We start from the raw sequence: 24217 nt of genomic DNA, 5'->3' as shown, positions 1-24217 counted from the left end.
GGGCTTGTTCGTCCCGCCCTGGCAGGCGGGCCGAACGACGCCCACCGCCGGGCAGGCGTCCAGCCCGCCACGGGCATGGAACCAGCCGACGGACGTACCTCGGCCCCCGCGTGGTCTGGGGCGCGGCCCCGGGCGGGGGACGGGGCGCACCGGGCGCATCCTGAGCGCAGCCCCCGACGGGGCCTGGAAGCGAAGCCCCCGACGGGGCCTGGGGGCGAAGCCCCGGACGGGCCGGGCTGACCAGCAGGGTCTGCTGCACTACTTCCCCACCAAGGACGCCCTGCTCATCGCCGTTCTGGCGGAGCGCGACCGGTGGGACACCGGCGCGGCGCGGCGCGACGGCGGGGGCGCGTGGCCGCCGTCCCTGCTGGCCTCGCTGGTGGAGTACAACGCGATGCGCCCCGGCATCGTCCAGACCTTCTCAGCGCTCCTCGGCGAGAGCGTCACCGACGACCCCCCCGCGCGCGACTACTTCACCCATCGCTACGAGCGGGTGCGCGCCGACATGGCGGCCACCCTGCGCGGCGAGTTCGGCGACCGGCTGCCCGGCGGGCTCACCCCCGAGGGCGTCGCGCCGCTGCTGGTGGCGGTGATGGACGGGCTGCAGTTCCAGTGGCTGCACGATCCGGAGGCGGTGGACATGCCCGCCCTCTTCCGGGCCTTCGTCTCGCTGCTGGGGCAGGGGGACGAGGAGGCCCGGCAGAAGGGCTGACGACACACACCGCGCCGGGCTCTGTCCGGGCGGGGTCAGTCCCGGGGCGGGGTCAGTCCCGAGGCACGGTCAGTCCCCAGGACCGGTCAGTGCCGGGGCGCGGTCAGTCACCGGGCGAGGTCAGCCTGATCTCCCGTTCGGCGTCGGCCACGGTGTGCGGCAGCGGAACGAAGTCCTCGTCGTCGCCGAACTTCACCAGCCTGCCCTGGGCGTAGGCCAGGCCCCGCTCATACCACCCCTCCCCGACGCCCTCGACCGCCCAGCGCCGCGTCTGCCCGTCGCAGATCGCCGCCGCGCCCCCGATGCCATGGTGTTCCTGGTCCTGGGTGAGCGTGAGGAGGATGGTCGCGCGCGGGAAGTCCATACCGTCCCGTACGCAACGGTAGGTGCCGTACAGCGAGACGGTCCCGCCCCTGGCGACATACCCGGTGCGGTCGATGGTGAGGTTGTCACCCCAGGGCAGGGGGATGGTGGACCGGTCGAACCGGGAGAGGCCGGAGCGGGACTGCGGTGCGGCGGGGCCGATCGGCGCGGCGTGGGCGGCCGGCGCCGCGAAGAGCAGAAGGGCGAGGGCGCCGAGGATGCGACGGCGTTTGCGCATGGACGTAGATACCTCCGTGAACGGGGAGCCGGCTCCCGAGCGGATGCGGGCTCGCGAGCGGGCTCCCATGAGGGGGAGCGCATTGCCCTGTACAGCTACCGGGACCACGGACCCGGCCGCGGGAACCTCACTCCCGCGGCGGCGTGCCGACACCGCTCAACGGGTGGCTTCGCGGCATTCGGTTGACCCCCACCCGCGGACTGCTCGCGGAAAGGCCCGGCGCCAGGGCCAGGGTGACCGCGACGGAGGCCATCGCCATGATCGTCATGGCCGTCGAAGGCGAGGTGTGTCGGGCGACGGCGCCCGCGGCGGGCCGGATGCTGACGGAGGCTCAATGGCACTGAGCACAGCTCCCGTCGCACCCGTTCCGCGGTGCCGCCCTCATTCGGCAGCCATTCGAGGCACGGCCATTGACACCCCTTACGCCTGGTGACTACCGTCACGCCAAGATTTCGAACGTGTGACGAAATATCGAACATCGCGAAGGATCGATTGCCTTGCGCATCACCGGAATCAGCACGCATGTCATCGGCACTCCCTGGCGCAACCTCACCTATGTGCAGGTCCACACGGACGAAGGCATCACCGGCGTCGGCGAGACCCGCATGCTCGGACGCACCGACGCGCTGCTCGGCTATCTCCGTGAGGCCGAGGTCAACCACCTTGCCGGAGCGGACCCGTTCGCGGTGGAGGACCTGGTCCGGCGGATGAAGTACGGCGACTACGGGCGGGCCGGCGAGATCGTGATGTCCGGGATCGCATGTGTCGAGATGGCCTGCTGGGACATCAAGGGCAAGGCGCTCGGGGTGCCGGTCTGGCAGCTGCTCGGCGGGAAGGTGACGGACCGGGTCAAGGCGTACGCGAACGGCTGGTACACCGTCGAGCGCACGCCCGAGGCCTTCCACAAGGCGGCCACGGCGGTCGTCGAGCGCGGCTACCGGGCGCTGAAGCTGGACCCGTTCGGCACCGGCCGCTTCGAGCTCGACCACGCCGAGACCCTGCACTCGCTCTCGCTCGTCGAGGCGGTACGGGACGCGATCGGGCCGGAGACCGAGCTGCTGGTGGAGATGCACGGGCGGTTCAGCCCGGCGACCGCCGTGCGGATCGCCGGGGAGCTGGAACGGTTCCAGCCGTCGTGGCTGGAGGAGCCGGTGCCGCCGGAGAACCTCAAGGCGCTCGCGAAGGTGGCGGAGAAGACGCGTCTGCCGATCGCGACGGGTGAGCGCATCCACGACCGCATCGAGTTCCGCGAGCTGTTCGAGTCGCAGGCGGCCGACATCATCCAGCCCGACGTCGGGCACATCGGCGGCATCGGCGAGGCGCGCAAGCTCGCGGCGACCGCCGAGACGCACTACGTCCTGATCGCGCCGCACAACGTCGGCGGCTCCGTGCTGACCGCCGCGTCGCTCCAACTCGCGGGCTGCACACCCAACTTCAAGATCCTGGAGCACTTCAACGACTTCGCCGACGCGGAGATCAAGAAGGTGGTCAAGGGCGCCCCGCGGGTTGTTGACGGCTACTTCGAGCTCTCGCACGCCCCCGGCCTCGGCGTCGAGCTCGACACGGACGCCGCCGCCGAATTCCCCCAGCAGCAGGCCCGCTTCGACCTGTGGGCCGAAGGCTGGGAACGGCGCGACCCGAAGGGCGGGCAGCGGTGACCGCGCTCGTACTCGACGCCCCCGGCGCGTTCCATCTCGCCGAGACCGAACCGGCCCCGCCCGGCCCCGGTGACGCACGGATACGGGTCCACGCCTCCGGGATCTGCGGCAGTGACCGCGAGCTCTACCAGGGGAATCGGCCAAAGGGGTATGTGCGCTATCCCGTCACCCCCGGTCATGAGTGGTCCGGGACGGTCGAGGCGGTCGGGGCGGGGGTGCCGTCCGCGCTGGTGGGGCGGAAGGTCGTCGGCGAGGGGTTCCGCAACTGCCAGGTGTGCGACCGCTGTCACGCGGGCGACACCACGCTCTGCACGGCGGGCTACGAGGAGACCGGCTTCACCCAGCCGGGCGCGATGGCCGACACCCTGACCCTCCCCGCCCGGCTGCTGCACCTCCTGTCGGAGGGCGCCGACCTCGGCGCCGCCGCGCTGCTGGAGCCCGCCGCGTGCGTCGCCGCCGCCGCGCTCAAGGCGAACGTACGGCCCGGTGAGCGGGTCGCGGTGGTCGGCACCGGGACCCTCGGCATGATCGCCGTGCAGTTCCTCGCCGCGGCCTCCCCCGCCGAGCTGCTGGTGGTCGGCGTCCGCCCGGACCGCGAGCGGCTGTCGCTGTCGTTCGGCGCGACGGCCTTCCGTACCCGGGACCAGCCGGCCGCCCGGGGCGGCTACGACGTCGTCATCGAGACCGCCGGCTCCGCCTCCGCCGCCCGTACCTCCGCCGCGCTGCCGCGCCGTGGCGGGCGGCTGGTGCTCACCGGCATTCCGGCGGCGGGCGCGGACGGGTTGGACCCGACCGATCTGGTGGTGCGCCAGATCGAGGTGCGGACGGTCTTCGGGGCCCCGCCCGCCGCGTGGGCGCATGCGGTACGGGTCTTCGACGCCGGGCTGCTGACGTTGCTGCCGCTGATCACCCATGAGCTGCCGCTCACCGACTTCGCCACCGCCATCGAGCTGGTGGGAAGCGGTGATCCGAAGGTGGGCAAGGTGTTGCTGCGGCCCGGCGGCGCGTAGGACTCCCCCGCAGCCCTAGCACAACCGCCTCTAGTCATCCCACCAGTCACACCCGGACAACGATGTCCTGGGCAGCACCACAGCCGGACGCCGAACCACCGGCCATCACTCCACAGGGAGCACCGTGACCGCCGCCTCATCCACCACGACCGGCCCCCGCCGCCCCGCCGACGCGGCCCTCGCCTCGCTCGGCCACGCCGCGCCCGCCCCCGACCCCGCCGACGCCTCCGCGCACACCTTCCCGGACGGCGGCACCTGGCGCACCGAGATCCCGTCGGTCGAGGGCCCGGAGGCGCTGGCCACCGTGTTCAAGGAGGCCGCCCGGCTCGATGTGCCGATCCACCGCATCAGCCAGGGCAGCGGCGTATGGATGCTCACCGACGCGGAGATCACCGAGATGGTGGAGTCCTGCGCCGAGCGAGGCGCCGAGCTGTGCCTGTTCACCGGCCCGCGCGGCACCTGGGACATCGGCGCAGCCACCCGCTCCGACTCCGGCGGCGGGGGCCTGCGCGCCCGGGGCCATGACGGGGTCGCCGGATGTGTCGAGGACGCGCTGCGCGCGGTCTCCCTCGGCGTCACGTGCCTGCTGGTCGCCGACGAGGGCGTGCTGTGGGTGCTGCACCGGCTGCGGGAGAGCGGCGAGCTGCCGGCGGACACCACCTTCAAGCTGTCGGCCCTGGCCGGTCCGGTCAACCCGGCCTCGTTCGCGGTGTACGAGCACCTCGGCGCCGACTCGATCAACATCCCGTCGGATCTGACGCTGGAGCATCTCACCGAGATCCGCCGCGTCTCCCGCGCCCCGATGGACTTCTACATCGAGGCACCGGACGACCTCGGCGGCTATGTCCGGCTCTACGACGCGGCCGAGCTGATCCGGCGCGGCGCCCCGCTCTATCTGAAGTTCGGGCTCAGCAAGTCGCCGGGGATCTACCCGTACGGCGCGCAGCTGCGGGACGTGGCGCTCAGCAGCGCCCGCGAGCGGGTGCGCCGCGGCCGGCTCGTGCTCGATCTGCTCGCCCGGCTCGGCGCGGACGGCGGGCTGTCCCCGCTGGGCTCCCGGCTGCCGGGTCCGCTGCGGCGCTTCCCGGCCACCGGCGCGGACCTCCAGACGCACCCCCAGAAGTCCTGAGCAATGACGCCCCAGGGAAGGACCCCATCACCATGCTTACGGTAAGAGGCGCACGCGTCGCGGCGATGTGCGCCGGGCTCCTCGCGCTCTCGCTGACCGCCACGGCCTGCGGCCAGGAGGCGGTCGGCGGCAGCCGGTACAAGAGCCATGACAACAAGGGCGGGACGATCGGCATCGCGATGCCGACCAAGTCCTCCGAGCGGTGGATCGCCGACGGCAAGAACATGGCCAAGCAGTTCCGGCAGGCGGGCTACAAGACGGATCTGCAGTACGGCGAGGACGACGTACGCAGCCAGGTCGCCCAGCTGGAGAACATGATCGCCAAGGGCCATAAGCTGCTGGTGATAGCGCCGATCAACGGCTCGGCGCTGACCGATGTGCTCAAGCGCGCCCATGACGCGAACATTCCGGTGATCTCCTACGACCGGCTGATCCTGGGCACGAAGAACGTCGACTTCTACGCCACGTTCGACAACTTCAAGGTCGGTGTACTCCAGGCCCAGTACATCGTCGACAGACTGGGTCTTCCCAAGGGCCGCAAGGGCCCGTTCAACATCGAGCTGTTCGCCGGCTCGTCGGACGACAACAACACCCGGTACTTCTTCAACGGCGCGATGAGCGTGTTCAAGCCGTACCTGGAGAGGAAGGAACTGATCGTCCGCAGCGGCCAGACGAAGATGAACCAGCTCACCACCGACAAGTGGAGCGGCAGCGCGGCGCAGGACCGCATGGAGGACCTGCTCAACAAGGCGTACAGCAACCGCGATGTGGACGCCGTGCTCTCGCCGTACGACGGCATGTCGATCGGCATCCTGTCGGCGCTCAAGGGCGTCGGCTACGGCACCAAGAGCAAGCCGTATCCGATCGTGACCGGGCAGGACGCCGAGCTCGCCTCGGTGAAGTCCATCCTCCGGGGGCAGCAGACGCAGACCATCTACAAGGACACCCGCAAGCTGGCCAAGGCCACCGTGCAGATGGCCGACGCGGAGCTGACCGGCGGCACGCCCGAGGTCAACGACCGGAAGTCGTACCACAACGGCCAGCGGACCGTGCCGACCTTCCTGCTCAATCCGGTCAGCATCGACAAGTCCAACACCCAGATCCTCGTGGACCAGGGCTACTACACCGCGTCGCAGCTGAAGTAGGGGGCGGAACCGGGCATATGAGCACTCTTCTCGAAATGCGCTCCATCACCAAGACCTTCCCCGGTGTCACGGCGCTGTCCGACGTCGACCTCCGGATACGGCAGGGCGAGATCCACGCCATCTGCGGGGAGAACGGCGCGGGTAAATCCACCCTGATGAAGGTGGTCAGCGGCGTCCATCCGCACGGCAGCTACGAGGGCGAGATCCTCTTCGAGGGCGGCGCCTGCGCGTTCAAGGACATCCGCGCGAGCGAGGAGCGCGGAATCGTCATCATCCATCAGGAACTGGCCCTGATTCCGTATCTGTCCATCGCCGAGAACATCTTCCTTGGCAATGAACACGCCACCCGCGGCCTCATCAGCTGGAACAAGACCCTCCAGCACGCCACCACGCTGCTCAGGCGGGTGGGCCTCACGGAGTCGCCGCAGACCCGCGTCGCCGACATCGGCGTGGGCAAGCAGCAGCTCGTGGAGATCGCCAAGGCGCTGTCCAAGGAGGTGAAGCTGCTGATCCTGGACGAGCCCACGGCGGCGCTCAACGACGAGGACAGCGGCAAACTCCTCGATCTGCTCCTGGAGTTCAAGGCGCAGGGCATCTCCTGCATTCTGATCTCCCACAAGCTGAACGAGATCCGCCGCGTCGCCGACTCGGTCACCATCCTGCGCGACGGCCGGACCATCGAGACCATGCCGGTCCGGGAGACCCCTCAGTCCGCCCCGGTGGTCTCCGAGGACCGCATCATCCGCGGCATGGTCGGCCGGGATCTGGACCACCGCTTCCCCGAGCGCACCCCGTACGAGGGGCAGGACGCCTCCGAGGTGGCCCTGGCCATCGAGGACTGGACCGTGCACCACCCGATCGACCAGCAGCGCAAGGTCGTCGACGGAGTGTCGCTGACGGTGCGGCGCGGCGAGATCGTCGGCATCGCCGGGCTGATGGGCGCGGGCCGCACGGAGCTGGCGATGAGCGTCTTCGGCCGCTCCTACGGCCGGTACGCGGGCGGGCGGGTCTTCCGCGACGGCCAGGAGGTCCGCACCCGCACCGTGCCGGAGGCGATCGGGCACGGCATCGCCTATGTCACCGAGGACCGCAAGCACTACGGGCTCAACCTTGAGGACACCATCAGCCGCAATGTCTCGCTCTCCTCGCTGGCCCGCGTGGCGCGCCGCGGCGTGGTCAACGAGCACGAGGAGTCGCGGGTCGCCGAGCGGTTCCGCAAGACGATGAACATCAAGGCGCCCACGGTCTTCGAACGGGTGGGCCGGCTCAGCGGCGGCAATCAGCAGAAGGTCGTCCTCAGCAAGTGGATCTTCGCTGGTCCCGAGGTGCTCATCCTCGACGAGCCCACCCGCGGCATCGATGTCGGGGCCAAGTACGAGATCTACACGGTCGTCAACGACCTCGCGGCGCAGGGGAAGGCCGTCGTCTTCATCTCCTCGGAGCTGGGCGAGCTGCTGGGCATGTGCGACCGGATCTACACGATGGCGGCCGGGCGGCTGACCGGGGAGGTCTCCCGGGCCGAGGCGACCCAGGAAGTTCTGATGCGCCACATGACGAAGGACAGAGGAGACGAAGGATGAGCACCGCCACCCAGGAAACCGAGAGCCCGGCGCCACCGCCGGCCGATGACTCCCCGGGCCTCGGGGCGCTGCTGCTCCAGGGGCTGCGCACCAACATGCGGCAGTACGGGATGCTGGTCGCCCTCGCCCTGATCATCGTCATCTTCCAGATATGGTCGGACGACATCCTGCTGCGGCCGCTGAACGTCACCAACCTCGTCCAGCAGAACGGCTACATCCTCATCCTCGCGATCGGCATGATGATCGTGATCATCGCGGGGCATATCGATCTGTCGGTCGGGTCCCTGGTCGCGTTCATCGGCTCGGCCGCGGGCGTGATGATGATCAAGCACGATATGCCCTGGGGCGTCACGCTGGCCGTCTGCCTGGTGATCGGTGCCGCGGCGGGCGCGTGGCAGGGTTTCTGGATCGCCTATATCGGCATCCCGTCCTTCATCGTCACCCTCGCCGGGATGCTGGTCTTCCGGGGCGGCACCCAGATCCTGCTGGACGGGCAGTCCCTGTCGCCGTTCCCCGACGGCTTCCAGAAGATCAGCACCGGCTTCATGCCCGAGGTCGGCCCGTACACGCGGTACCACAACCTCACGATGCTGATCGGCCTCGCCGTGTGCGCGGCCGCCGTCCGGCAGGAGTGGCGCGGCCGGCAGCAGCGCGCGGAGTACGAACTGGACGTCGTGCCCCTCGGCCTGTTCTTCGTCAAATGCGCCGCGATCGTGGCCGCCGTCATGGCCTTCACCATGACGCTCTCCAGCTGGCACGGGGCGCCGGTGGGGCTGCTCATCCTGTGCGGTCTCTTCGTCGCCTTCAGCTTCGTGATGCGCAACACTGTCATTGGACGGCATGTGTACGCCCTCGGCGGCAATCAGCCGGCGGCCAAGCTGTCGGGTGTGCGCGACAAGCGCGTCACCTTCCTGGTCTTCGTGAATATGGGTGTCCTGGCCGCGCTCGCCGGTCTGGTCTTCGCCGCCCGGCTCAACGCCGCCACCCCCAGCGCGGGCCTCAACTTCGAGCTGGAGGCCATCGCCGCCGCGTTCATCGGCGGCGCCTCGGCCAGCGGCGGCGTCGGCACGGTGCTGGGCGCGATCATCGGCGGACTGGTGCTCGGCGTGCTCAACAACGGAATGTCGCTGGTCGGCATCGGCACCGACTACCAGCAGGTGATCAAGGGACTGGTGCTGCTGGCGGCGGTCGGTTTCGACGTCTGGAACAAGCGCAGGATCGGTTCGTAGACCCTCGGCCCTCTACTCATCCGGAGCCGTATATGACCACGAGCAGACGCACGGTGATCACGGCGGGGGCGGCGGCCGGACTGGCGGCCGCGGCCGCCGGTGCGACCCCCGCCGACGCGAACAGCGGAGGACGCGCGGTGAGGGAACACTTCGGCACGCTCAAGGACGGCACCCGCGTCGACCGGTGGACGATCGAGAACGGCCGCACCCGGCTGAAGGTGCTGTCCTACGGCGGAATCGTCCAGACCCTGGAGATACCCGACCGCCACGGCCACCGCGCCAATGTCTCCCTCGGCTTCGCCGACCTCGACTCCTACGTCGCCCACAGCCCGTACTTCGGCGCGCTCATCGGCCGCTACGGCAACCGCATCGCCCGCGGCACCTTCACCCTGAACGGGCACAAGTACCGGCTGCCCGTCAACGACGGGCCGAACAGTCTGCACGGCGGCGACAAGGGCTTCGACAAGCACGTCTGGTCCGTGAAACCGTTCCACAAGGGTGCGGACGTGGGCCTGACGCTGCGCCGGGTGAGCCCCGACGGCGAGATGGGCTACCCCGGCACGCTCACCGTGCGCGTCGACTACACCCTCACCGCCGCGGGCGACTTCCGCATCGACTACGAGGCCACGACCGACAAGCCCACCGTCGTCAACCTCACCAACCACACCTACTTCAACCTCGCCGGCGAGGGCACCGGCACCGTCTACGACCACCGGCTGCGGATCGCCGCCTCCCGCTACACCCCGGTCGACAAGACCCTCATCCCGACCGGTGAGCTGGCCAAGGTGGCCGGGACCCCGTTCGACTTCCGCCGCGCCAAGGAGATCGGCCGGGACATCCGCGAGGCGCATCCGCAGGTGCTGTACGCGCAGGGGTACGACCACAACTTCGTCCTGGACAAGGGCGTCACCCACCGCCCGGAGAACATCGTCACGGTCACGGAACCCGGCTCCGGACGGGTCATGAAGATCGCGACGACCGAGCCTGGTGTGCAGTTCTACAGCGGCAACTTCCTGACCGGCACCTTCGCGGGCACCTCCGGCCATGTCTACCGCCAGAGCGACGGCTTCTGCCTGGAGACCCAGCACTTCCCGGACTCCCCCAACCACCCGGACTTCCCCTCCACGGTGCTGCGCCCGGGGCAGACCTACCGGAGCTCGACGGTGCACTCCTTCTCCACGCGCTGAGAAGTGGTTCTCCCGCCCCGCGCTCGCCCTCCGGAGTGCGGGGCGACCATCTCTCCCGCGAGATCGCCCACCGCGCCACGCCGGTGCGCGACGCGGCCGGACTGAAGGCGCCGGGCGGCCATCTGCGTTCATCGGTGCCGCAGTTAGGCGCGGGGAACACCGATCCGGATTTCGTCCGCAACCGGCCGTCCATCACCGCCCAGGTGCGTGCGGTGCTGACCGTGGCGGCGTCACAGCCGACCGCGGTCACGAGCCGTTGAGCGCGCCCGCCGCCTGACCCGCGTCCCCGTTCACCGACTCGCCCTCGGCTTCGCCCTCGCCCGTGAGGTCCCGTACGAGCAGCGTCGCGCCCGCGACCGCGCCCGGCATCAGGACCACCGCGACCAGCGGCAGCAGGAAGAGCACGGCGAGCGGGACGCCGAAGCCGAGGGTGAGCAGGCGGCGGCCGCGCAGCATCCGCCGCCGCTCCTTCAGCAGCACCCCGCGCCGCAACAGCGCGACCGATGTCAGCTCCTCGGTGAGGAAGAAGCCGGTCACGCAGAAGGCGAGCGCGGGGATCACGGTCTGGCCGACGACCGGGACAAAGCCCAGTGCGAAGAACAGCACGCTCCACAGCGTCACCCGGACCACCAGGGCGATCGCCTCACGCGACCCGATCCACAGCTCACGCCCCAGCGACAGCCCCGACTCGGGCACGGCGCCGCCCTCGGAGCGGTCGACCGCCTCGGACAGCGACTCGTAGAAGGGCTGGCCGACCAGGAGCGTGACCGCCGTGAAGGTGAGGACCGCGAGAAACAGGCACGCGGCGGCGAACAGCATCGCCAGCGCGCCCCGGAAGACGCCGAGCCACGGCGAGGACCAGTCGTCGGCGAAGGGGGTGGCCCATGCGATGACGTCATCGGTCCAGAAGAAGAGCCCGACGAGCGCCGCCGCGTATCCGACGAGGGTGATGAGGGCGGGAATCATCCCGAACCCCCACCATCTGCCGTGCCGGGCTACCCAGCGCTGTCCCTTCAACAGATAACCGCAGCCGGTCGCAAGATCACGCATAGGCCGAGCCTACTGGGCGGGCGTGGCTCGGTCAGCCGACGGCTGTGACGAGCGGCGCCGACAGCGGTTGGCGATAAGATCGGTTGACGCGGCCGGACTTTGCCGAACCCACAGATGGCCCACAGGAACCGCGCATACGTTTTCATGCCCATGTCAGACTCACCCCGCCCCCATCGGGCGCCGCAGAGTACTGATCGCCGGAAGCGCCGCCGCAGGTGGTGTTGCCGCGGTAGCAGAGGCGGCCCCCGGGGGCGGCGCCGCCCCCGGCCCTCCGGACCCCGGACGTGCACGGCCGTTCCCCGGCGGACGAGCCGGCCGGGGAACGGCGCGCCGGTGAGAGCGGGTCTCAGGTGTAGATGTAGCCGCCCGGGACGGTGGCGGTTCCGCCGGGGGTCGTGATGACGACCGCGGCGGGGCCCGGCGACACCGGGCCCGGGGTGACGCCGGTCAGCACCGTGCCGCCGGCGGCGACCACGACCCCGGTGGCCGTTGCCGCGTTGAACTTGACGGTGGCGCCGGTGAGGTTGGCACCGACGATGGTGAACGGCGTGCCGCCCGCCGCCGGACCGCTGACCGGGCTGATGAGAAGCGCGACCGGAGGGGGCGGAGCCACATAGGTGTAGCCGGCCGGCAGGCTCTGGCCGAAGTTGTTGGTGGCGACGACCGGCACCGCGCCCGCCGCGTGGGGCGGGGCGGTGACGACGAGTACGGTCCCCGTGGGGTCCTTCGCGACGATGGTGCCCGGGTTGTTGGGGCCGAAGGTGACCTCGGTGACGGTGTCCAGGTTCGTTCCGATGAGCACGACGGGGTTGCCTCCGCCGATCGGACCGGAGCTCGGGATGACGAGCAAGATCGTCGGCACCCCGACCGCGAGCACGATGTCGTGGTGCGCCACTGATGCGGACATGAGGTTTCTCCTCATTGAGATGCGGGGGTGAACGCCGCGGTCCCTCAACGGGGAGGCCCTCAAAGTCAGCAGGACGTCGACACTGCCTGACCGGTCCGCACGCTAGGGGCGGAAAAGCCGCAGGCCGCGCTCCCCGGGGAGGGATGGGCGGCCCACCGTCTGGTTGTTTTCAGTACCTCATTCGAGCGGTTACGTCACAAGAGAGTTGACGCCGATTCACTCGGACGGCGCAGCGCGTCGGCGCACGGCGGCAGCCCCGGGATTACTCCCCGGGGCTGCCGCTGTGCGCCTGGCGCGGGTCGGTCCTCGAAGGGTCGGATCTCGAAGGGTCAGTCCTCGAAGGGTCAGTCCTCGAACGAGACGATCATCTTGCCGATGTTGTCGCCGCGGAGCATGCCGAGGAAGGCGTCCGCCGCGTTCTCCACGCCCTTGACGACCGTCTCGCGGTAGCGCAGCCTGCCCTCCCGGATCCAGCCGCCGACCTCCTCGAAGAACTGCGGCTGCAGCGCCTGGTGGTCCTGTACGAGCATGCCCTGGATCCGCAGCCGCTTACCGATGACCAGCGCGAGGTTGCGCGGGGCGGCGGGCGGCTCGGGCGCGTTGTACTGAGAGATCATGCCGCAGACGGTGACCCGGCCGTGCACCTTCAGGCGGCCGATGGCGGCCTCCAGATGCTCGCCGCCGACGTTGTCGAAGTAGACGTCGATCCCGTCGGGCGCGGCCTCCTTCAGCTGCTCGGCGACCGGGCCCTTCTTGTAGTTGAACGCCGCGTCGAAGCCGTACTCGTCGAGCAGCAGCTGGACCTTCTCGTCCGTACCGGCACTGCCGATCACCCGGGAGGCGCCCTTGAGCCTGGCGATCTGGCCGACCTCGCTGCCGACCGCGCCCGCCGCGCCGGAAACGAAGACCGCGTCGCCCTCCTTGAAGGACGCGACCTCCAGCAGCCCGGCGTACGCGGTGAGGCCGGGCATCCCGAGCACACCGAGGTAGGCCGGGAGCGGGGCGAGCTCCGGGTCGACCTTGACGGCGCTCCTGGCGTCCACCACGGCGTACTCACGCCAGCCGCCGAAGTGCAGGACGTGGTCGCCGGCCGCGATGCCGTCCGCGTTCGAGGCCAGGACCTCGCCGACCGCACCGCCCTCCATGGGCTGATCCAGCTGGAACGGCGGCACGTACGACTTCACGTCGTTCATCCGCCCGCGCATATAGGGGTCCACCGACATGTAGAGGTTGCGGACCAGTACCTGGCCGGGGCCCGGCTCGGCGACCGGGGCCTCGCGCAGCGCGAAGGCCTCCGGCTTCGGCCATCCGTCGGGGCGGGCGACCAGGTGCCATTCACGGCCGGTGGCGGGGATGACGGACATGGGGGTGAGCCTCCTCATGCTTCAGAAGATGAAACAAGCATGCTCATCGATATTTCATGCTGTCAAGTAAATGGGTATCCTGGCACCCATGACGCCCCGCACCGACCCGCTGACCCTCGAGGTCGTCGAGCTCATCGGCACCATCGTGGCCCGCTATCACGAAGAATACGAGGACGCGGCGGCCAAGCACGCACTGACCGGCGCCCAGGCCCGGGTGCTGAGCCTGCTGTCCGCCGGTCCGACGCCCATGCGGCGGATAGCGCGGCAGCTGAAGTGCGAGCCGTCGAACGTCACCGGGATCGTGGACCGCCTGGAGTCCCGCGGCCTCGTCGAGCGCCGCCTGGACCCGGCCGACCGCCGCGTCAAGCTCGCCGCCGCCACCGAGACGGGCAAGGAAACCTCCGCGCGGCTGCGTGGCTCGCTCGGCTTCGCCCGTGAACCGCTGGCGGAGCTCACGGACGACGAGCGTACGGTGCTCCGCGATCTGCTCAAGCGAATGCTCGGCGTGACACCGTAAGGTCACGCGATCCCTGCCGCAGGGTCACGTGATCACTGTGGGTGGAACGCGGCCGAGGGCTGCCGCGTTCGACCGGCATGGGGAGCATCGTGCTTGCGGCGGTGATCGGCGGAGCCGCCGTCATCCTTCTGTTCATCGTGGACCGGGTCCTGCCAAGCCGGCCGGCCCGGCACGGAGGGCCGGCGGTCGCCCCGGCCGCGCCCTCGCCGGCTGAGGCCGAGCCTTCGGCGCCGGTTCGGCCGCCTGGGGCGTGGTGATCACTGACGGTTGACCCGCCCCCTACGTACACCACCACAGGACGCGTTTGCAGGTCCGCGTGGGCGACGGGGCCGGCGTCGGCGCGGTGGTCGCCGGGGCGCTGGGGCCCGGTTGCGGCGGCGAGGTGGACGGCTGGGCGGGGCCGGAGCCGCCACCCGGGGCCGAGGCGGTGACTCCGGGCTCGTCGGACGATGAGGAGTGGCCGGAGCCGGACGAGGTGCCGTCCTCGTCCTTCTTCTGGTCCTTGTCCTTGCTCTTGTCGCCGTCCTTGCCGTCCTTGCCGTCCTCGCCCGGGTGGCTGCTCTCGGCGGCGGGATCCGCGCTCGGCCCGTCGCTGTCGTGCGTGACCGGCTCGGGGCTGCCCGTCACCCCACCGCTGCGGTCGGCCACCGGCTTCTCCTGGGCGGGCGTCGGGGCGGAGTCCCGCCAGTGGCCCTCGGTGGCCAGCTCCGCCACGAACAGCGCGGCCAGTACGGGGCCGAGCACCGCCGCCAGTATCGCCACCCGGCGCCCACGGCCCCGGCGGGCGCGGCGGGCGCGGCGGGCGCGGCCGCCGACGAGGCCACGGGGCTTGGGCTTCCGGCGGGAGGAACGGGACGTACGAGACGCGGGGGACGCCTGCGCCTTGCGTCGCTCCGCGCGCGTAGAGGGCGCACCGGCGTCGCCGTCGTCCGTCGTGTGGGGTGCGGCGGCAGGCAGCCCGACGTCCTCAACGGGCCTCCCGCAACCTGGGCAGGAGAGGGCACCGTTGAGATGGCGGCGGCACGGAGGGCAGTAATCCATTTCGCCGGGCAGGTTATGTGACCAACAAGTAGTGCTGTAACCGGAATGTGTGAGGATCCTGTGCAGAGGGCCGTCGGGTGGGCCCGGCCGGGCGCCGGCCACCCCGGCCGGCGGCCGTCCGGCCCCGCTCAGCCCGCGAAGGCCGGCTGCGCCAGGCCCTCTCCCGCACCCGCGATGACCAGGAGCGATCCCGCGAGCGGAGGCGCTGCGGCGCCGAGTCCGGCGCGGGCGGAGGTCACATAGAGATCGGTCAGGTCCCGGCCGCCGAAGGCACAGGCGGTCGGACGCGGAACCGGAAGCTCCACCACCCGGTCGAGTGTGCCGTCGGGGGCGTAGCGGCGGATCGCGCCGCCGTCCCACAGCGCGACCCACACCGCGCCCTCGGCGTCCACGCACAGCCCGTCCGGGAAGCCCGCGCCTTCCTCGATCTCCGCGAACGGCCGACGGCCGCTGACCCGGGCACTCTCCACGCCGTCCACGTCGAAGACATCGATACGGCGGGTGGTGGTGTCGACGTAGTACATGAGGCGGCCGTCCGGGCTCCAGCCGGTGCCGTTACTGACCGTCACCTCCGGCAGGATCTCCGTACGGCAGCCGTCGGGCGCGATCCGGGACAGTGTGCCACCGCCCGGCCGCTCGTCGTAGCGCATCGTGCCCGCCCACAGCGAGCCGTCGGGCGCGACGGCCGCGTCATTGCCACGGCGGCCGGGGACCGCGTCGCGCACCAGCCATGCGAAGCCGCCGTCCGCCCCGTACACCCCGACGCCGTCGCGGAGGTTGACCACGAGCCCGCCGCCCGCGCGGGGCTTGGCCGCGCCGACGTGCTGCTCGGTGGCGAGGGTGCTGCGGTGGCCGGTGGCGGGGTCGTAGGTGTGGACACGGGCGGAGAGGATGTCCACCCAGATCAGCCGCCGGCCGCTGGAGTCCCAGGCAGGGCCCTCGCCGAGCGAGGCGTCGGCACGTACCGCGACGTCCCACGCCCTGCGCCCCGTCATCTGCCCTGCCTCCGGTGCCCGAGCCGGGCGGACAGCTCGCCCGCGCCCTTGACCGCCAACTCCTCCAGTTCCGCCTGACGCTGCTCGCTCCAGCGGATCGTCGGCACCGAGATGGACAGCGCCGCCACCACCTTCCCCGCCGAATCCCGCACCGGCGCCGCCACGCAGCTCACATCCGGATTGGACTCCCGCTGTTCCACCGCGATCCCGCGCTCGCGCACGGTGTGGAGATGGCGGCGCAGTTCGCCGGGTGAGGTGATGCTGTTGTCCGTCATCGCGGCCAGCGGCTGATCGTCGGGCAGCCGCGCCGCCAGGGCCTCTTCGGGGAGCGAGGCGAGCAGCATCTTCCCGACCGAGGTGCAGTGAGCGGGCAGCCGGCGCCCGGCGGCGGAGACCATGCGGACGGCGTGGGTGGAGTCGACCTTGGCGATGTAAATGACGTCCGTGCCCTCCAGGATGGCCACATGCACGGTCTCGTCGCAGGTCTCCGCGACGCTACGGGCCACCTGCCGGCCCTCGGCGGCCAGGTCGAGCTGCTCGGCGTACCGGCTGCCGAGCTGGTACGGCCGTACCCCGAGCCGGTAGCGGCCGGGCTGGTCGCGCACATGCACCAGATAGGAGCGGGCGGCCAGGGTGGTCACCAGCTCATGCACCGTCGTACGGGGCAGCCCGAGCCGGCGGGTGATCTCGGGCGCGGAGAGGGTGCCGTCTCCGTCCAGGAAGAGCTCGAGTATGTCCAGAGCCCGTGTCACAGCGGGCACCAGGCGTCCCATATCGCTCGCCCACCCCTTCTGGTCCAGATGGCAAGTGTTCGAGATCCCGGCCAGCGGCCGGTATCACGAACACAGGTTACGCATACGTGACTTGCCTCGGCAATGGTCGCGCCGTCCGGACCACAGCCCACCAAGGATCAACGCGGGCAAAGGCGCCGGCGTGGCACGCGATCTCGGTGATCGCGCCCTGCGCACACCACTCGACATCTGAAGCGCCGTCATATTTCACATTAACCACCTCTGCCCCGAAGGGCGCTTTGTGTACCTTTTGACATCGTCCATACATCAGATGCAATCGGAGCAAGTGCAACAGATCGGACGTGATACTCCGGTCCTCGACGCAAGGAGCACCCCCGTGCGCATCAAAAGGAAAGCGGGCGGGGGCCTGGCCGCCCCGGTTCTCGGGCTGGCGCTGGCCGCCATCCCCACGGGCCGCGATCTCCGGGGCTCCGCCTCGCGTCTCCGCCTTGAGCGCCCTGAGCGCCCTGAGCGGGCGCGTACGCCACGATAGGACTCATGTCTTCGGAGCCCGACTCATTCCCCAGCCCCTTCCCCTTCGTCCTCGTACTGCTGCGGCGGATGGCCGACTACCAGCCGGGGCTGGTGGAGGACGCGCTGCGCGAGCTGGGTTACGGGCGTGCCGTGATGCGCGAGGCCAACCGCCGCTGGCAGGCGATGCAGCGCTCACCGCGCCGGCGCGCCGCCACCGCCCGCTATCGCTCCGTGCTCGGCTCACCCGAGACCACCGCCACCCGCCGGATCGGCGATCTCACGTGCGAGGCGCTGAGCTGGCCGGTCCCGCTGTGGCCGGATCTGCGGTTCGAGGTGCTCACCGCGCCCGGCGGGGCGGTGTGGAACGAGTGGCTGGTGCGCGCCCCGGGCGCGCCCGGTCCCACGCTCCGTACGGCCGCCGATCTGACGCCCTGGTCCTGCACGGTGGACGAGGTGGCGCGCGCCTTCGCGCCCGCGCGCCCGATGGAGGGGTCGGCGCCGACCCGCTGGCGGCTCGCCTTCGACGCCCCGGACGAAGAAACAGGTGAACTCCGCCCTTACGTGGCGGAGTTCACCTGGGGGTTGCTTCAGCGGGTGGAGAGCGTCAGGCCAGCTTCGCCGTCAGCGTGATCTCCGTACCGGCGAGCGCCTGGCTCACCGGGCAGTTCTTCTTGGCGTCCTCGGCGGCCGCGACGAACGCGGCCTCGTCCACGCCCTCCACCGTGCCCTCGACGGTGAGGTGGATGCCGGTGATGCCGGTGCCGGGCTGGAAGGTGACATCGGCCTGGGTGGTCAGCTGGGCGGGCGGGTTGCCGGCCTGCGTGAGGCCGTGCGAGAGCGCCATCGAGAAGCAGCTGGAGTGAGCCGCCGCGATCAGCTCCTCGGGGCTGGTCTTGCCGTTCGCCTGCTCGGCGCGGGACGGCCAGGAGACGGGCTGCTCGCCGATGCCGGACGAGTCGAAGGTGACGACCCCGTTGCCCTCGGCCAGATTGCCCTGCCAGACGGTGTGCGCGGTACGCGTCGTAGCCATGCTCGCTGTTTCCTGCTTTCTGTGATGACCTGACGGGATGTGACCTATGGTTCGGTCGATCCGATCATCCGGCCGTCATCGCTCCGCTGCCGGTTGCGACCCGCCCGGAGATCGCTTCCGAGCCTACGTTCCATGCGACAACGGCAGGGCGGCCATGCTCGGTTCCCAGTCGACTGACGGTCGCGGTGTCGAGGCGGAAGAGGGCGCCGGCGGACGGCGGCAGGCCGAGCCGGCGGGCGGTGAGCACCCGCAGTACGTGCGCGTGCGCGACGAGCACGACGTCGGTGCCGTCCGTCTCCAGCTCGGGCGCGATCCTGGCGAGCACCCGGTCGACGCGGACCCCGACCTGCTCGGGCGTCTCCCCGGGGTGGGCGGCGTCGCCCGGCGCGACCCCGTCGGTCCACAGGTTCCAGTCGGGCCGGGTGCGGTGGATCTCGGCGGTGGTGATGCCCTCGTCGCCGCCGTAGTCCCATTCGTGTAGATCGGGCTCGAACCGTACGTCGTCGAGCCCCGCGAGCCGCGCGGTGTGCACGGCCCGGCCCAGCGGGCTGACCAGTGCGAGCCCGATCTTCCGCGCGGCGAGCAGCGGGCGCAGCGCGCGGGCCTGCTCCTCGCCGCGCGCCGTCAGGGGCTGCTCGCTCCAGCTGGTGTGCCTCCCCGACCGGCTCCACTCGGTCTCGCCGTGCCGGATCAGCACCAACTCACCCACGGCCGTCGGACGCCTTCGCATCGTCGATGGCCTTCTTCTCGTTCGCGGCGGCGGTGATGGAGGCGCGGACCTCCTCCATGTCCAGGTCGCGGGCCTGGCCGATGACGTCCTCCAGCGCCTGCTCGGGGAGGGCGCCGGGCTGGGCGAAGACCGCGATGTCGTCGCGCACGATCATCAGCGTCGGGATGGACTGGATGTCGAAGGCAGCGGCGAGCTCGGGCTGCGCCTCCGTGTCGACCTTGGCGAAAGTCAGATCCTGGTGGCGCTCCGCGGCCTTCTCGTACACCGGCGCGAACATCCGGCACGGTCCGCACCACGAGGCCCAGAAGTCGATCAGGACGAAGTCACTCCCCGAGACGATCTCGTCGAAGTTGTCCTTGGTGAGTTCAACGGTGCTCGTGCTCATGCCTGCGTTACCCGCTTCCGTACTCTCGGCACATGCCAGCAGCACGGTAACCCCGCTCCGTGCTCCGTTATTCCGGGGACACGCCTCCCCCCAGGTCACAGGCGTGTCCCCGGCGCTGATCGGTCGGGCGGGTCAGCGGGGGTAGATGGTGTAGACCCCACTGGCCATCCTGGTGCAACGGCCTCCGTTGCCCACGCCCTCACGCACCCAGATCGTCCGCACGCTGGAGGCGAACGTGAAGCCGCCGCCGGGACCGATCCTCTTACCGGAGGCGCTGCTGGTGTAGACCCACTCGTCGCGTGTTCCGCCGTCGGCGTACTTGGCGTGGATCTGCACGCAGGCGGCGTGACCGTCGCCCTGGACGCTGTCCCGCAGCCGCCCGTCGACCATGACCCGGCCGCTGTCCAGCGGCCCCTCGTGCCCGGTGGCCGAGGCGCCCTTGATGTTGGACGCGTGGCGGTTGGCGTTCCAGCCGAGGAACGGCCCGCTGAACGGTGCGGCGTGCGGGTTCATGCCGTGGGTGGCGGCCTGAGCCGAGGGCGCGACGACCAGACCGGCGCCGAGCGCGGCGGCGGCCGCGGCGAGAGCGATGTGCTTGCGCATGAAGCTGATTTCCTTCCCCGTGTCGGTGGGGCGGACCGGGGTTGTTCGGTGCCGCCCGGTGTGCGTCACCGACACTCCAGCACCGCCGACCGCCGCGCCACCGTCCACTGGCCGCTCGGGAGATCGCGGGACGTTCCCGACGCTGACCTGCGGGAAAGCCGTGGGGTATGACCATGGGGCGGGACAGCGCGGATCGGCCATGAGACATTGGGGAGCCGGACGCGGGGCCGGAGCCGGGGTGAGGGGCGCTGATGGGCCGATGGCAGCCGCTGCCGGGTGAACTGCCGCGCCAGGCACGCCGGTTGGCCGAAGAGCTGCGCCTGTACAAGGACCGCTCGGAGCTGAGCCTCGCGTCGCTCGCCGCCAAGACCGCGTACAGCGCAACCTCCTGGCACCGCTACCTCAACGGGCGCAAGCTGCCGCCCTGGCGGGCCGTCGAGATGCTCGGCCGGCTCGTCGAAGCGGACCGGGGGAGGTTACGCGTCCTGTGGGAATCGGCCGCGGCCGCCTGGGACGGCGGGAACGCTTCGCCGGACGCTGCAAATACTCCGAACACTCACGACACTCATGACGCGGCACCGCGGACGCCCGACGTGCCGGCCCCGGCCGGCGACGTCCCGGCACCTGCCGGCCGCCACCTCCGCGTGCCGTGGAGGGCGGCCGCCGCCGTCGCGGCCGGTGCGCTGCTCACCGTACTGGCGCTCGGGCACCCCTGGAGCGACGGCCACTCACGGCCCGCTCCCCGCGGCGCACCCCCGGGCGCGCCCGTCTGGCCCTGGCCCCTGCGGTCCGCCGGGGCCCTGTCGGCGGGCGCGGACTGCGCCGGCCACGGGTGCCAGGGGCAGGACCCGTACCGGGAGGGGTGCGACCGCGACAGCACGGTCGTCCACGCGCTGCGTGCGTACGGGAGCACCCTGGCCCTCAGATACAGCCCGGTCTGCCGAGCGGTGTGGGCCGAGGCCGATCCGGTGCGGGGGACGGCGCGGTTGCTCGTGGCCGCCCAGGGGGCCGCGGTACGGACCGCCCGGCGTGGCGCCTCGCGCACCGCCATGGTGGCCGGGCGGCCGGACACGGCGCGGGCCTGTGTGGTCGTCGCGGACCACCAGCTCTGTGTGACGGAGCACAACAGCTGGGCGGACCCGGTCAGCGGCGGCACACCGCGAGGGTGACCGCGTCGCTGCGCAGCCCGTGGAAGCGGCCCGCGTCGTAGACCTCGTATATGCCACCGCGGCCACGGCGCAGGGGCAGGTCGTACTTCTCGCCGCGGTAGACCGTCCACGGCGGCGCCTGGGCGAGTCTGCGGCCCGCGAACCCGAAGCTCGCCGGGCCGACGATGCCGTCGGCGGAGAGGTCGTGATTGCCCTGCCAGGTCCGGGTCGCCCCGCCGGTTTCGGTGTCGTACGCACAGGTGATCGCGGACTTGGGCAGATAGCCGTCGGCCCACAGCACCGACTGCCACAGTCCGACCAGGTCACTGGGCGGCACCCCGGCTCTGAGCCACCGCTGGTTCTGCCAGTCGTCGGCGAGCGCCCCCGAACCGGTCACGTACGCGGGGTCGGCCGGCGGCCCGCTGGCGGCACACATGGCCGCGAACAGCGGCGTCAACGCGGCGGCCGTCACCGCCGTCCGCCAACCGCCACCGCGCCGCACGGGCCTCATGGGACTGTCATACCCGACCCGCCGGGATCTTTGTACAGTGTTGAACCGAAAGTGCTCTCCCCCCGTTCCGTTTCCGGGCCGGTATTCGGAACCATGCGATGCGGAGATGGGTCCCCACTATGGGGACAGCAGGGGGTGGACATGGCTGGCTGGAAGCCGTTGCCTGACGAACTCGAATCGGACGCGAAGAACCTTGTCGAGCAACTGCGGCGCTTCAAGGACCGCAGTGGTCTCAGCCTCGTGGCGCTCGCGGAGACCACACTCCACAGCAAGTCGTCCTGGGACCGCTATCTCAACGGCAGGACGCTGCCTCCGCGTCAGGCCGTCGAGTCCCTGGGGCGGCTTGTCGGCGCCGACCTGGACCGGCTCGGCGCACTGTGGGACCTGGCGGAACGGGGCTGGAGCGGTCGTGGCGCGCCGGAGCGGGTGGAGCCGGTGGAGCCGGTGGAGCCGAGGGAACGGGCGGCGCGGGCGGAGTCCGCGGCGGCGGTGCCGGGCGCTCCACCGCCCGGTTCGCGGTTTCGCGTCCCGGCGAGGTTCTCACGCCCCGCGGCCCGCTGGACCGCGGCGGCCCTGGCCGCGGCGCTTGTCGCGGCCGGGGCCGCCCTCGCGCTCCGGGCTGCGGACCGCGGCGCCCCGCCGCGTACCGACTCCGCCCGGAACCCGTCCGCGTCAGGCAGTAGCGACACCAGGCAGCTCGACACCACCTGCTTCGCGGAGAGCTGCACCGGCAAGGATCCCAAGGAGACGCGTTGCGCCGCCGACGCCTGGACCGCCGCCCTGACCAAGACACACGGTGTCTACGTCGAGCTGCGCTACAGCGATTCCTGCAAGGCGGCCTGGGCGCGGATCAGTTGGGGAAAGGCCGGGGACATCGCCGAAGTGGTGGCGGTGAACGGTGCGACCCGTCAGGACAAGGTGCACTACGACACCGACGTCTACACCCCGATGGTCGCCTCTGACGCTCCGTCCGACGTCAGGGCCTGCACCACCCTCTCCTCCGGGGCACACGGGTGTACCAAGCCGGGCAGCACGGTGCATCTCACCCTGCCTCCGGAACCGCCCGTGCCGTCCTCCTCGGCTCCCCGTTCCTCCGTTCCCCGCTCCTCCGCCTCTCCCCCTCGCCCTACTTCACCCGCAACCGAATACCGAGGTCGGCCGGGGTGAAGTGGCGTACGCCCTGGGTCGCAAGCCCGTGGTCCGTCCCCCGGAAGACCCAGAAACCGCCCGTCCGGCCATGGTCGTAGCCGGGTGCGGCGGCGATCACGTCGTCATGGCCGTCGACGTCGCCGTCGACGTCGAGCAGCCGGGGGCTGCGGGGCGAAGGCGTCGAAGCCGTACGGATGGGGCCGGCCGGGCACGCCCGGGATGTCCGGGTCGATGGCCTGCTCACCGCTCACCCCCTCGCGCTTGCTCGCGCCCGGGTCGTACTCACCGTGGTGGCCACGCCCGGAGCCGGGCAGCAGGGTGAGCCGGCCGTTGCCGCGGTCTTCCTCCGGGGTGGCCACCACGATGTCGGGGCGGCCGTCGGCGTTGACATCGCCCACCGCCGGGAAGGCGCCGAAGCCGTCGTCGCCCTGCGGATCGCCGGGCACACCGGGGCTGGACTGGTCGACCGACAGATCCGAACGCCCCCTGCCCAGACCGGGACTTCAATCCGTGGACGACGGCGAGCCCGCCCGCGCCGCGCAGCCGGCTCTCGCCGACCGGCCCCTCGCCGGGCGCGAGCAGATCGTCGATCCCGGCGACGGGGGTGAGGTCGGCTGGCGCGGTGTCGGCGGGGGCGGTGTCGGCCTGCTCGGGGTCGGCCTGCTCGGGGTCGGCCCCTTCTCCATCTCCGGCGCTCTTACGGTCGGTCATCACCTGATCACCGACGCCGCTGGGGGCCCTTCTCGTGCAGACCGACATCAGAACACCCACCCCATGGACACCGCCCCGCCAGGACGTAGAGCTGGTAGAGGCAGGCACGCACTGGGACGCAGTACGCGCCCCCGCACCCATTGGCGAACGGGTCCTGGAACTACTCGGCAGCGCAACCGGCGCCGTGATCGCCGACTATGCCCACATGTACTGGCTCATCGCCCCCGGAAGCGCGCGGTGTTGGCAGCGCATCCGGCAGGTGCATGTGCTCGGCGCGGGCAGCCCGGCGATCACGTACATCGGCGTACCTCCCGTCACGTACACGAGAGGTCCCCGTCTGCACTGGCACGTCCCGGTGGGCCCCGACCGGTATCTCACGGACGCCGCCCGGTTACGCGAGGCGCTGGTCCGGGCCGCCATCGCGGAGCTGGGCCCGAGCGAGGACGGGGTGGTCCGGTGACATCTCAGATCTGCGCCCGCTGCGACCAGCCGACTGACGATCCGATCATCGTGGGGATGGCGCACGGCGCCGGCGTCGGCGGCCGGACCATCTACGCCTG

The 24217-nt window shown here is 71.0% G+C and carries 27 protein-coding genes; 14 read left to right on the top strand and 13 right to left on the bottom strand.

All coding sequences use genetic code 11. The features are described 5' to 3' along the window. The first annotated feature begins 4 nt into the window (after window positions 1–4). Window positions 5–712 (top strand): TetR family transcriptional regulator C-terminal domain-containing protein, encoded by a 708-nt coding sequence (locus tag ABZS71_RS20705; protein WP_356212094.1) that lies wholly within the window; start codon window positions 5–7, stop codon window positions 710–712. 103 nt (window positions 713–815) lie between these two features. On the opposite strand, the gene ABZS71_RS20700 is transcribed toward ABZS71_RS20705, so the two are convergent. Further along, window positions 816–1313, bottom strand: a complete 498-nt coding sequence (locus tag ABZS71_RS20700) for a DUF6299 family protein (RefSeq protein ID WP_356212091.1) — start codon at window positions 1311–1313, stop codon at window positions 816–818. A 497-nt stretch (window positions 1314–1810) separates the two neighbouring features. On the opposite strand from ABZS71_RS20700, the gene ABZS71_RS20695 reads away from it, so the two are divergent. From ABZS71_RS20695 to ABZS71_RS20660, 8 genes are all read left to right on the top strand, one after another. Beyond that, window positions 1811–2971, top strand: a complete 1161-nt coding sequence (locus ABZS71_RS20695; protein WP_355850831.1) for a mandelate racemase/muconate lactonizing enzyme family protein — start codon at window positions 1811–1813, stop codon at window positions 2969–2971. After that, window positions 2968–3981, top strand: coding sequence for an alcohol dehydrogenase catalytic domain-containing protein (locus ABZS71_RS20690; protein WP_356212088.1), 1014 nt, complete (start codon window positions 2968–2970; stop codon window positions 3979–3981). Before ABZS71_RS20695 ends, ABZS71_RS20690 begins: the two co-directional genes overlap by 4 nt. Before the next feature lie 124 nt (window positions 3982–4105). Continuing rightward, entirely contained in the window at window positions 4106–5110 is a 1005-nt protein-coding gene (locus tag ABZS71_RS20685; RefSeq protein WP_356212085.1) for a hypothetical protein, read from the top strand. Between the two features lie 32 nt (window positions 5111–5142). After that, complete coding sequence (gene chvE, locus ABZS71_RS20680; RefSeq protein ID WP_356212082.1) at window positions 5143–6255, top strand: multiple monosaccharide ABC transporter substrate-binding protein; 1113 nt, start codon at window positions 5143–5145, stop codon at window positions 6253–6255. Between the two features lie 17 nt (window positions 6256–6272). Then, the gene (mmsA, locus tag ABZS71_RS20675) at window positions 6273–7835 is read left to right on the top strand and encodes a multiple monosaccharide ABC transporter ATP-binding protein (protein WP_356212079.1); all 1563 of its coding nucleotides are present in this window, start codon (window positions 6273–6275) and stop codon (window positions 7833–7835) included. Continuing rightward, window positions 7832–9064, top strand: a complete 1233-nt coding sequence (gene mmsB, locus ABZS71_RS20670; protein ID WP_356212076.1) for a multiple monosaccharide ABC transporter permease — start codon at window positions 7832–7834, stop codon at window positions 9062–9064. Before mmsA ends, mmsB begins: the two co-directional genes overlap by 4 nt. 32 nt (window positions 9065–9096) lie before the next feature. Next, window positions 9097–10251 carry an aldose epimerase family protein gene (locus ABZS71_RS20665; protein ID WP_356212074.1) on the top strand — a complete coding sequence of 385 codons (1155 nt, stop codon included), beginning with the start codon at window positions 9097–9099 and terminating at the stop codon, window positions 10249–10251. Window positions 10252–10286: 35 nt separating this feature from the next. Then, window positions 10287–10511, top strand: a complete 225-nt coding sequence (locus tag ABZS71_RS20660) for a hypothetical protein (protein ID WP_356212072.1) — start codon at window positions 10287–10289, stop codon at window positions 10509–10511. On the opposite strand, the gene ABZS71_RS20655 is transcribed toward ABZS71_RS20660, so the two are convergent. From ABZS71_RS20655 to ABZS71_RS20645, 3 genes are all read right to left on the bottom strand, one after another. After that, on the bottom strand, window positions 10498–11301 hold the full coding sequence (locus ABZS71_RS20655) for an EI24 domain-containing protein (RefSeq protein WP_356212069.1): 804 nt from the start codon (window positions 11299–11301) through the stop codon (window positions 10498–10500). The two genes, ABZS71_RS20660 and ABZS71_RS20655, sit on opposite strands and share 14 nt — an antisense overlap. Before the next feature lie 346 nt (window positions 11302–11647). Next, a complete protein-coding gene (locus ABZS71_RS20650; protein ID WP_356212066.1) occupies window positions 11648–12208 on the bottom strand; it encodes an IPT/TIG domain-containing protein in 561 nt (186 codons plus the stop codon). Window positions 12209–12552: 344 nt separating this feature from the next. Continuing rightward, window positions 12553–13572, bottom strand: coding sequence for an NADP-dependent oxidoreductase (locus ABZS71_RS20645; RefSeq protein WP_356212063.1), 1020 nt, complete (start codon window positions 13570–13572; stop codon window positions 12553–12555). A gap of 88 nt (window positions 13573–13660) precedes the next feature. On the opposite strand from ABZS71_RS20645, the gene ABZS71_RS20640 reads away from it, so the two are divergent. Continuing rightward, window positions 13661–14089 (top strand): MarR family transcriptional regulator, encoded by a 429-nt coding sequence (locus ABZS71_RS20640; protein WP_356212060.1) that lies wholly within the window; start codon window positions 13661–13663, stop codon window positions 14087–14089. Between the two features lie 279 nt (window positions 14090–14368). Here the strand turns inward: ABZS71_RS20640 and ABZS71_RS20635 are convergent, their stop codons facing one another. From ABZS71_RS20635 to ABZS71_RS20625, 3 genes are all read right to left on the bottom strand, one after another. Then, window positions 14369–14833 (bottom strand): hypothetical protein, encoded by a 465-nt coding sequence (locus ABZS71_RS20635; protein ID WP_356212058.1) that lies wholly within the window; start codon window positions 14831–14833, stop codon window positions 14369–14371. A gap of 425 nt (window positions 14834–15258) precedes the next feature. After that, window positions 15259–16125: an SMP-30/gluconolactonase/LRE family protein gene (locus ABZS71_RS20630; RefSeq protein WP_356212055.1), complete on the bottom strand. Its 867-nt coding sequence runs from the start codon at window positions 16123–16125 to the stop codon at window positions 15259–15261. After that, entirely contained in the window at window positions 16122–16898 is a 777-nt protein-coding gene (locus ABZS71_RS20625) for an IclR family transcriptional regulator (RefSeq protein ID WP_356212053.1), read from the bottom strand. The genes ABZS71_RS20630 and ABZS71_RS20625 overlap by 4 nt, the downstream gene beginning before the upstream one ends. 516 nt (window positions 16899–17414) lie before the next feature. Between ABZS71_RS20625 and ABZS71_RS20620 the strand changes: the two genes are divergently transcribed. Then, window positions 17415–18020, top strand: coding sequence for a hypothetical protein (locus tag ABZS71_RS20620; RefSeq protein ID WP_356212051.1), 606 nt, complete (start codon window positions 17415–17417; stop codon window positions 18018–18020). Here the strand turns inward: ABZS71_RS20620 and ABZS71_RS20615 are convergent. The 4 genes from ABZS71_RS20615 to ABZS71_RS20600 all read right to left on the bottom strand — a co-directional run bounded on the left by ABZS71_RS20615 (window position 17995) and on the right by ABZS71_RS20600 (window position 20138). Beyond that, window positions 17995–18420 carry an OsmC family peroxiredoxin gene (locus ABZS71_RS20615; RefSeq protein ID WP_356212048.1) on the bottom strand — a complete coding sequence of 142 codons (426 nt, stop codon included), beginning with the start codon at window positions 18418–18420 and terminating at the stop codon, window positions 17995–17997. The genes ABZS71_RS20620 and ABZS71_RS20615 overlap by 26 nt on opposite strands. 64 nt (window positions 18421–18484) lie before the next feature. Then, on the bottom strand, window positions 18485–19129 hold the full coding sequence (locus tag ABZS71_RS20610) for a histidine phosphatase family protein (RefSeq protein WP_356212205.1): 645 nt from the start codon (window positions 19127–19129) through the stop codon (window positions 18485–18487). After that, complete coding sequence (gene trxA / locus ABZS71_RS20605; protein WP_356212046.1) at window positions 19122–19535, bottom strand: thioredoxin; 414 nt, start codon at window positions 19533–19535, stop codon at window positions 19122–19124. Before trxA ends, ABZS71_RS20610 begins: the two co-directional genes overlap by 8 nt. 132 nt (window positions 19536–19667) lie before the next feature. After that, window positions 19668–20138 (bottom strand): hypothetical protein, encoded by a 471-nt coding sequence (locus ABZS71_RS20600; RefSeq protein ID WP_355850883.1) that lies wholly within the window; start codon window positions 20136–20138, stop codon window positions 19668–19670. A gap of 251 nt (window positions 20139–20389) precedes the next feature. Here ABZS71_RS20600 and ABZS71_RS20595 point away from each other — a divergent pair, with 251 nt between their 5' ends. After that, window positions 20390–21307, top strand: coding sequence for a helix-turn-helix domain-containing protein (locus ABZS71_RS20595; protein WP_356212043.1), 918 nt, complete (start codon window positions 20390–20392; stop codon window positions 21305–21307). On the opposite strand, the gene ABZS71_RS20590 is transcribed toward ABZS71_RS20595, so the two are convergent. Next, window positions 21282–21797 (bottom strand): hypothetical protein, encoded by a 516-nt coding sequence (locus ABZS71_RS20590; RefSeq protein ID WP_356212041.1) that lies wholly within the window; start codon window positions 21795–21797, stop codon window positions 21282–21284. The two genes, ABZS71_RS20595 and ABZS71_RS20590, sit on opposite strands and share 26 nt — an antisense overlap. 141 nt (window positions 21798–21938) lie before the next feature. Here ABZS71_RS20590 and ABZS71_RS20585 point away from each other — a divergent pair, with 141 nt between their 5' ends. Further along, entirely contained in the window at window positions 21939–22964 is a 1026-nt protein-coding gene (locus ABZS71_RS20585) for a DUF2690 domain-containing protein (protein ID WP_356212038.1), read from the top strand. 104 nt (window positions 22965–23068) lie between these two features. Here the strand turns inward: ABZS71_RS20585 and ABZS71_RS20580 are convergent, their stop codons facing one another. Further along, the gene (locus ABZS71_RS20580) at window positions 23069–23392 is read right to left on the bottom strand and encodes an FG-GAP repeat protein (protein ID WP_356212035.1); all 324 of its coding nucleotides are present in this window, start codon (window positions 23390–23392) and stop codon (window positions 23069–23071) included. A gap of 449 nt (window positions 23393–23841) precedes the next feature. On the opposite strand from ABZS71_RS20580, the gene ABZS71_RS20575 reads away from it, so the two are divergent. Then, window positions 23842–24117 (top strand): hypothetical protein, encoded by a 276-nt coding sequence (locus ABZS71_RS20575; RefSeq protein WP_356212032.1) that lies wholly within the window; start codon window positions 23842–23844, stop codon window positions 24115–24117. Window positions 24118–24217 lie beyond the last annotated feature (100 nt).

Source organism: Streptomyces sp. NPDC005393 (assembly GCF_040606675.1).
Classification (GTDB): domain Bacteria; phylum Actinomycetota; class Actinomycetes; order Streptomycetales; family Streptomycetaceae; genus Streptomyces.
The sequence above is the reverse complement of the archived record's forward strand: the minus strand, read 5'-3'. Positions and strand labels throughout refer to the sequence as shown.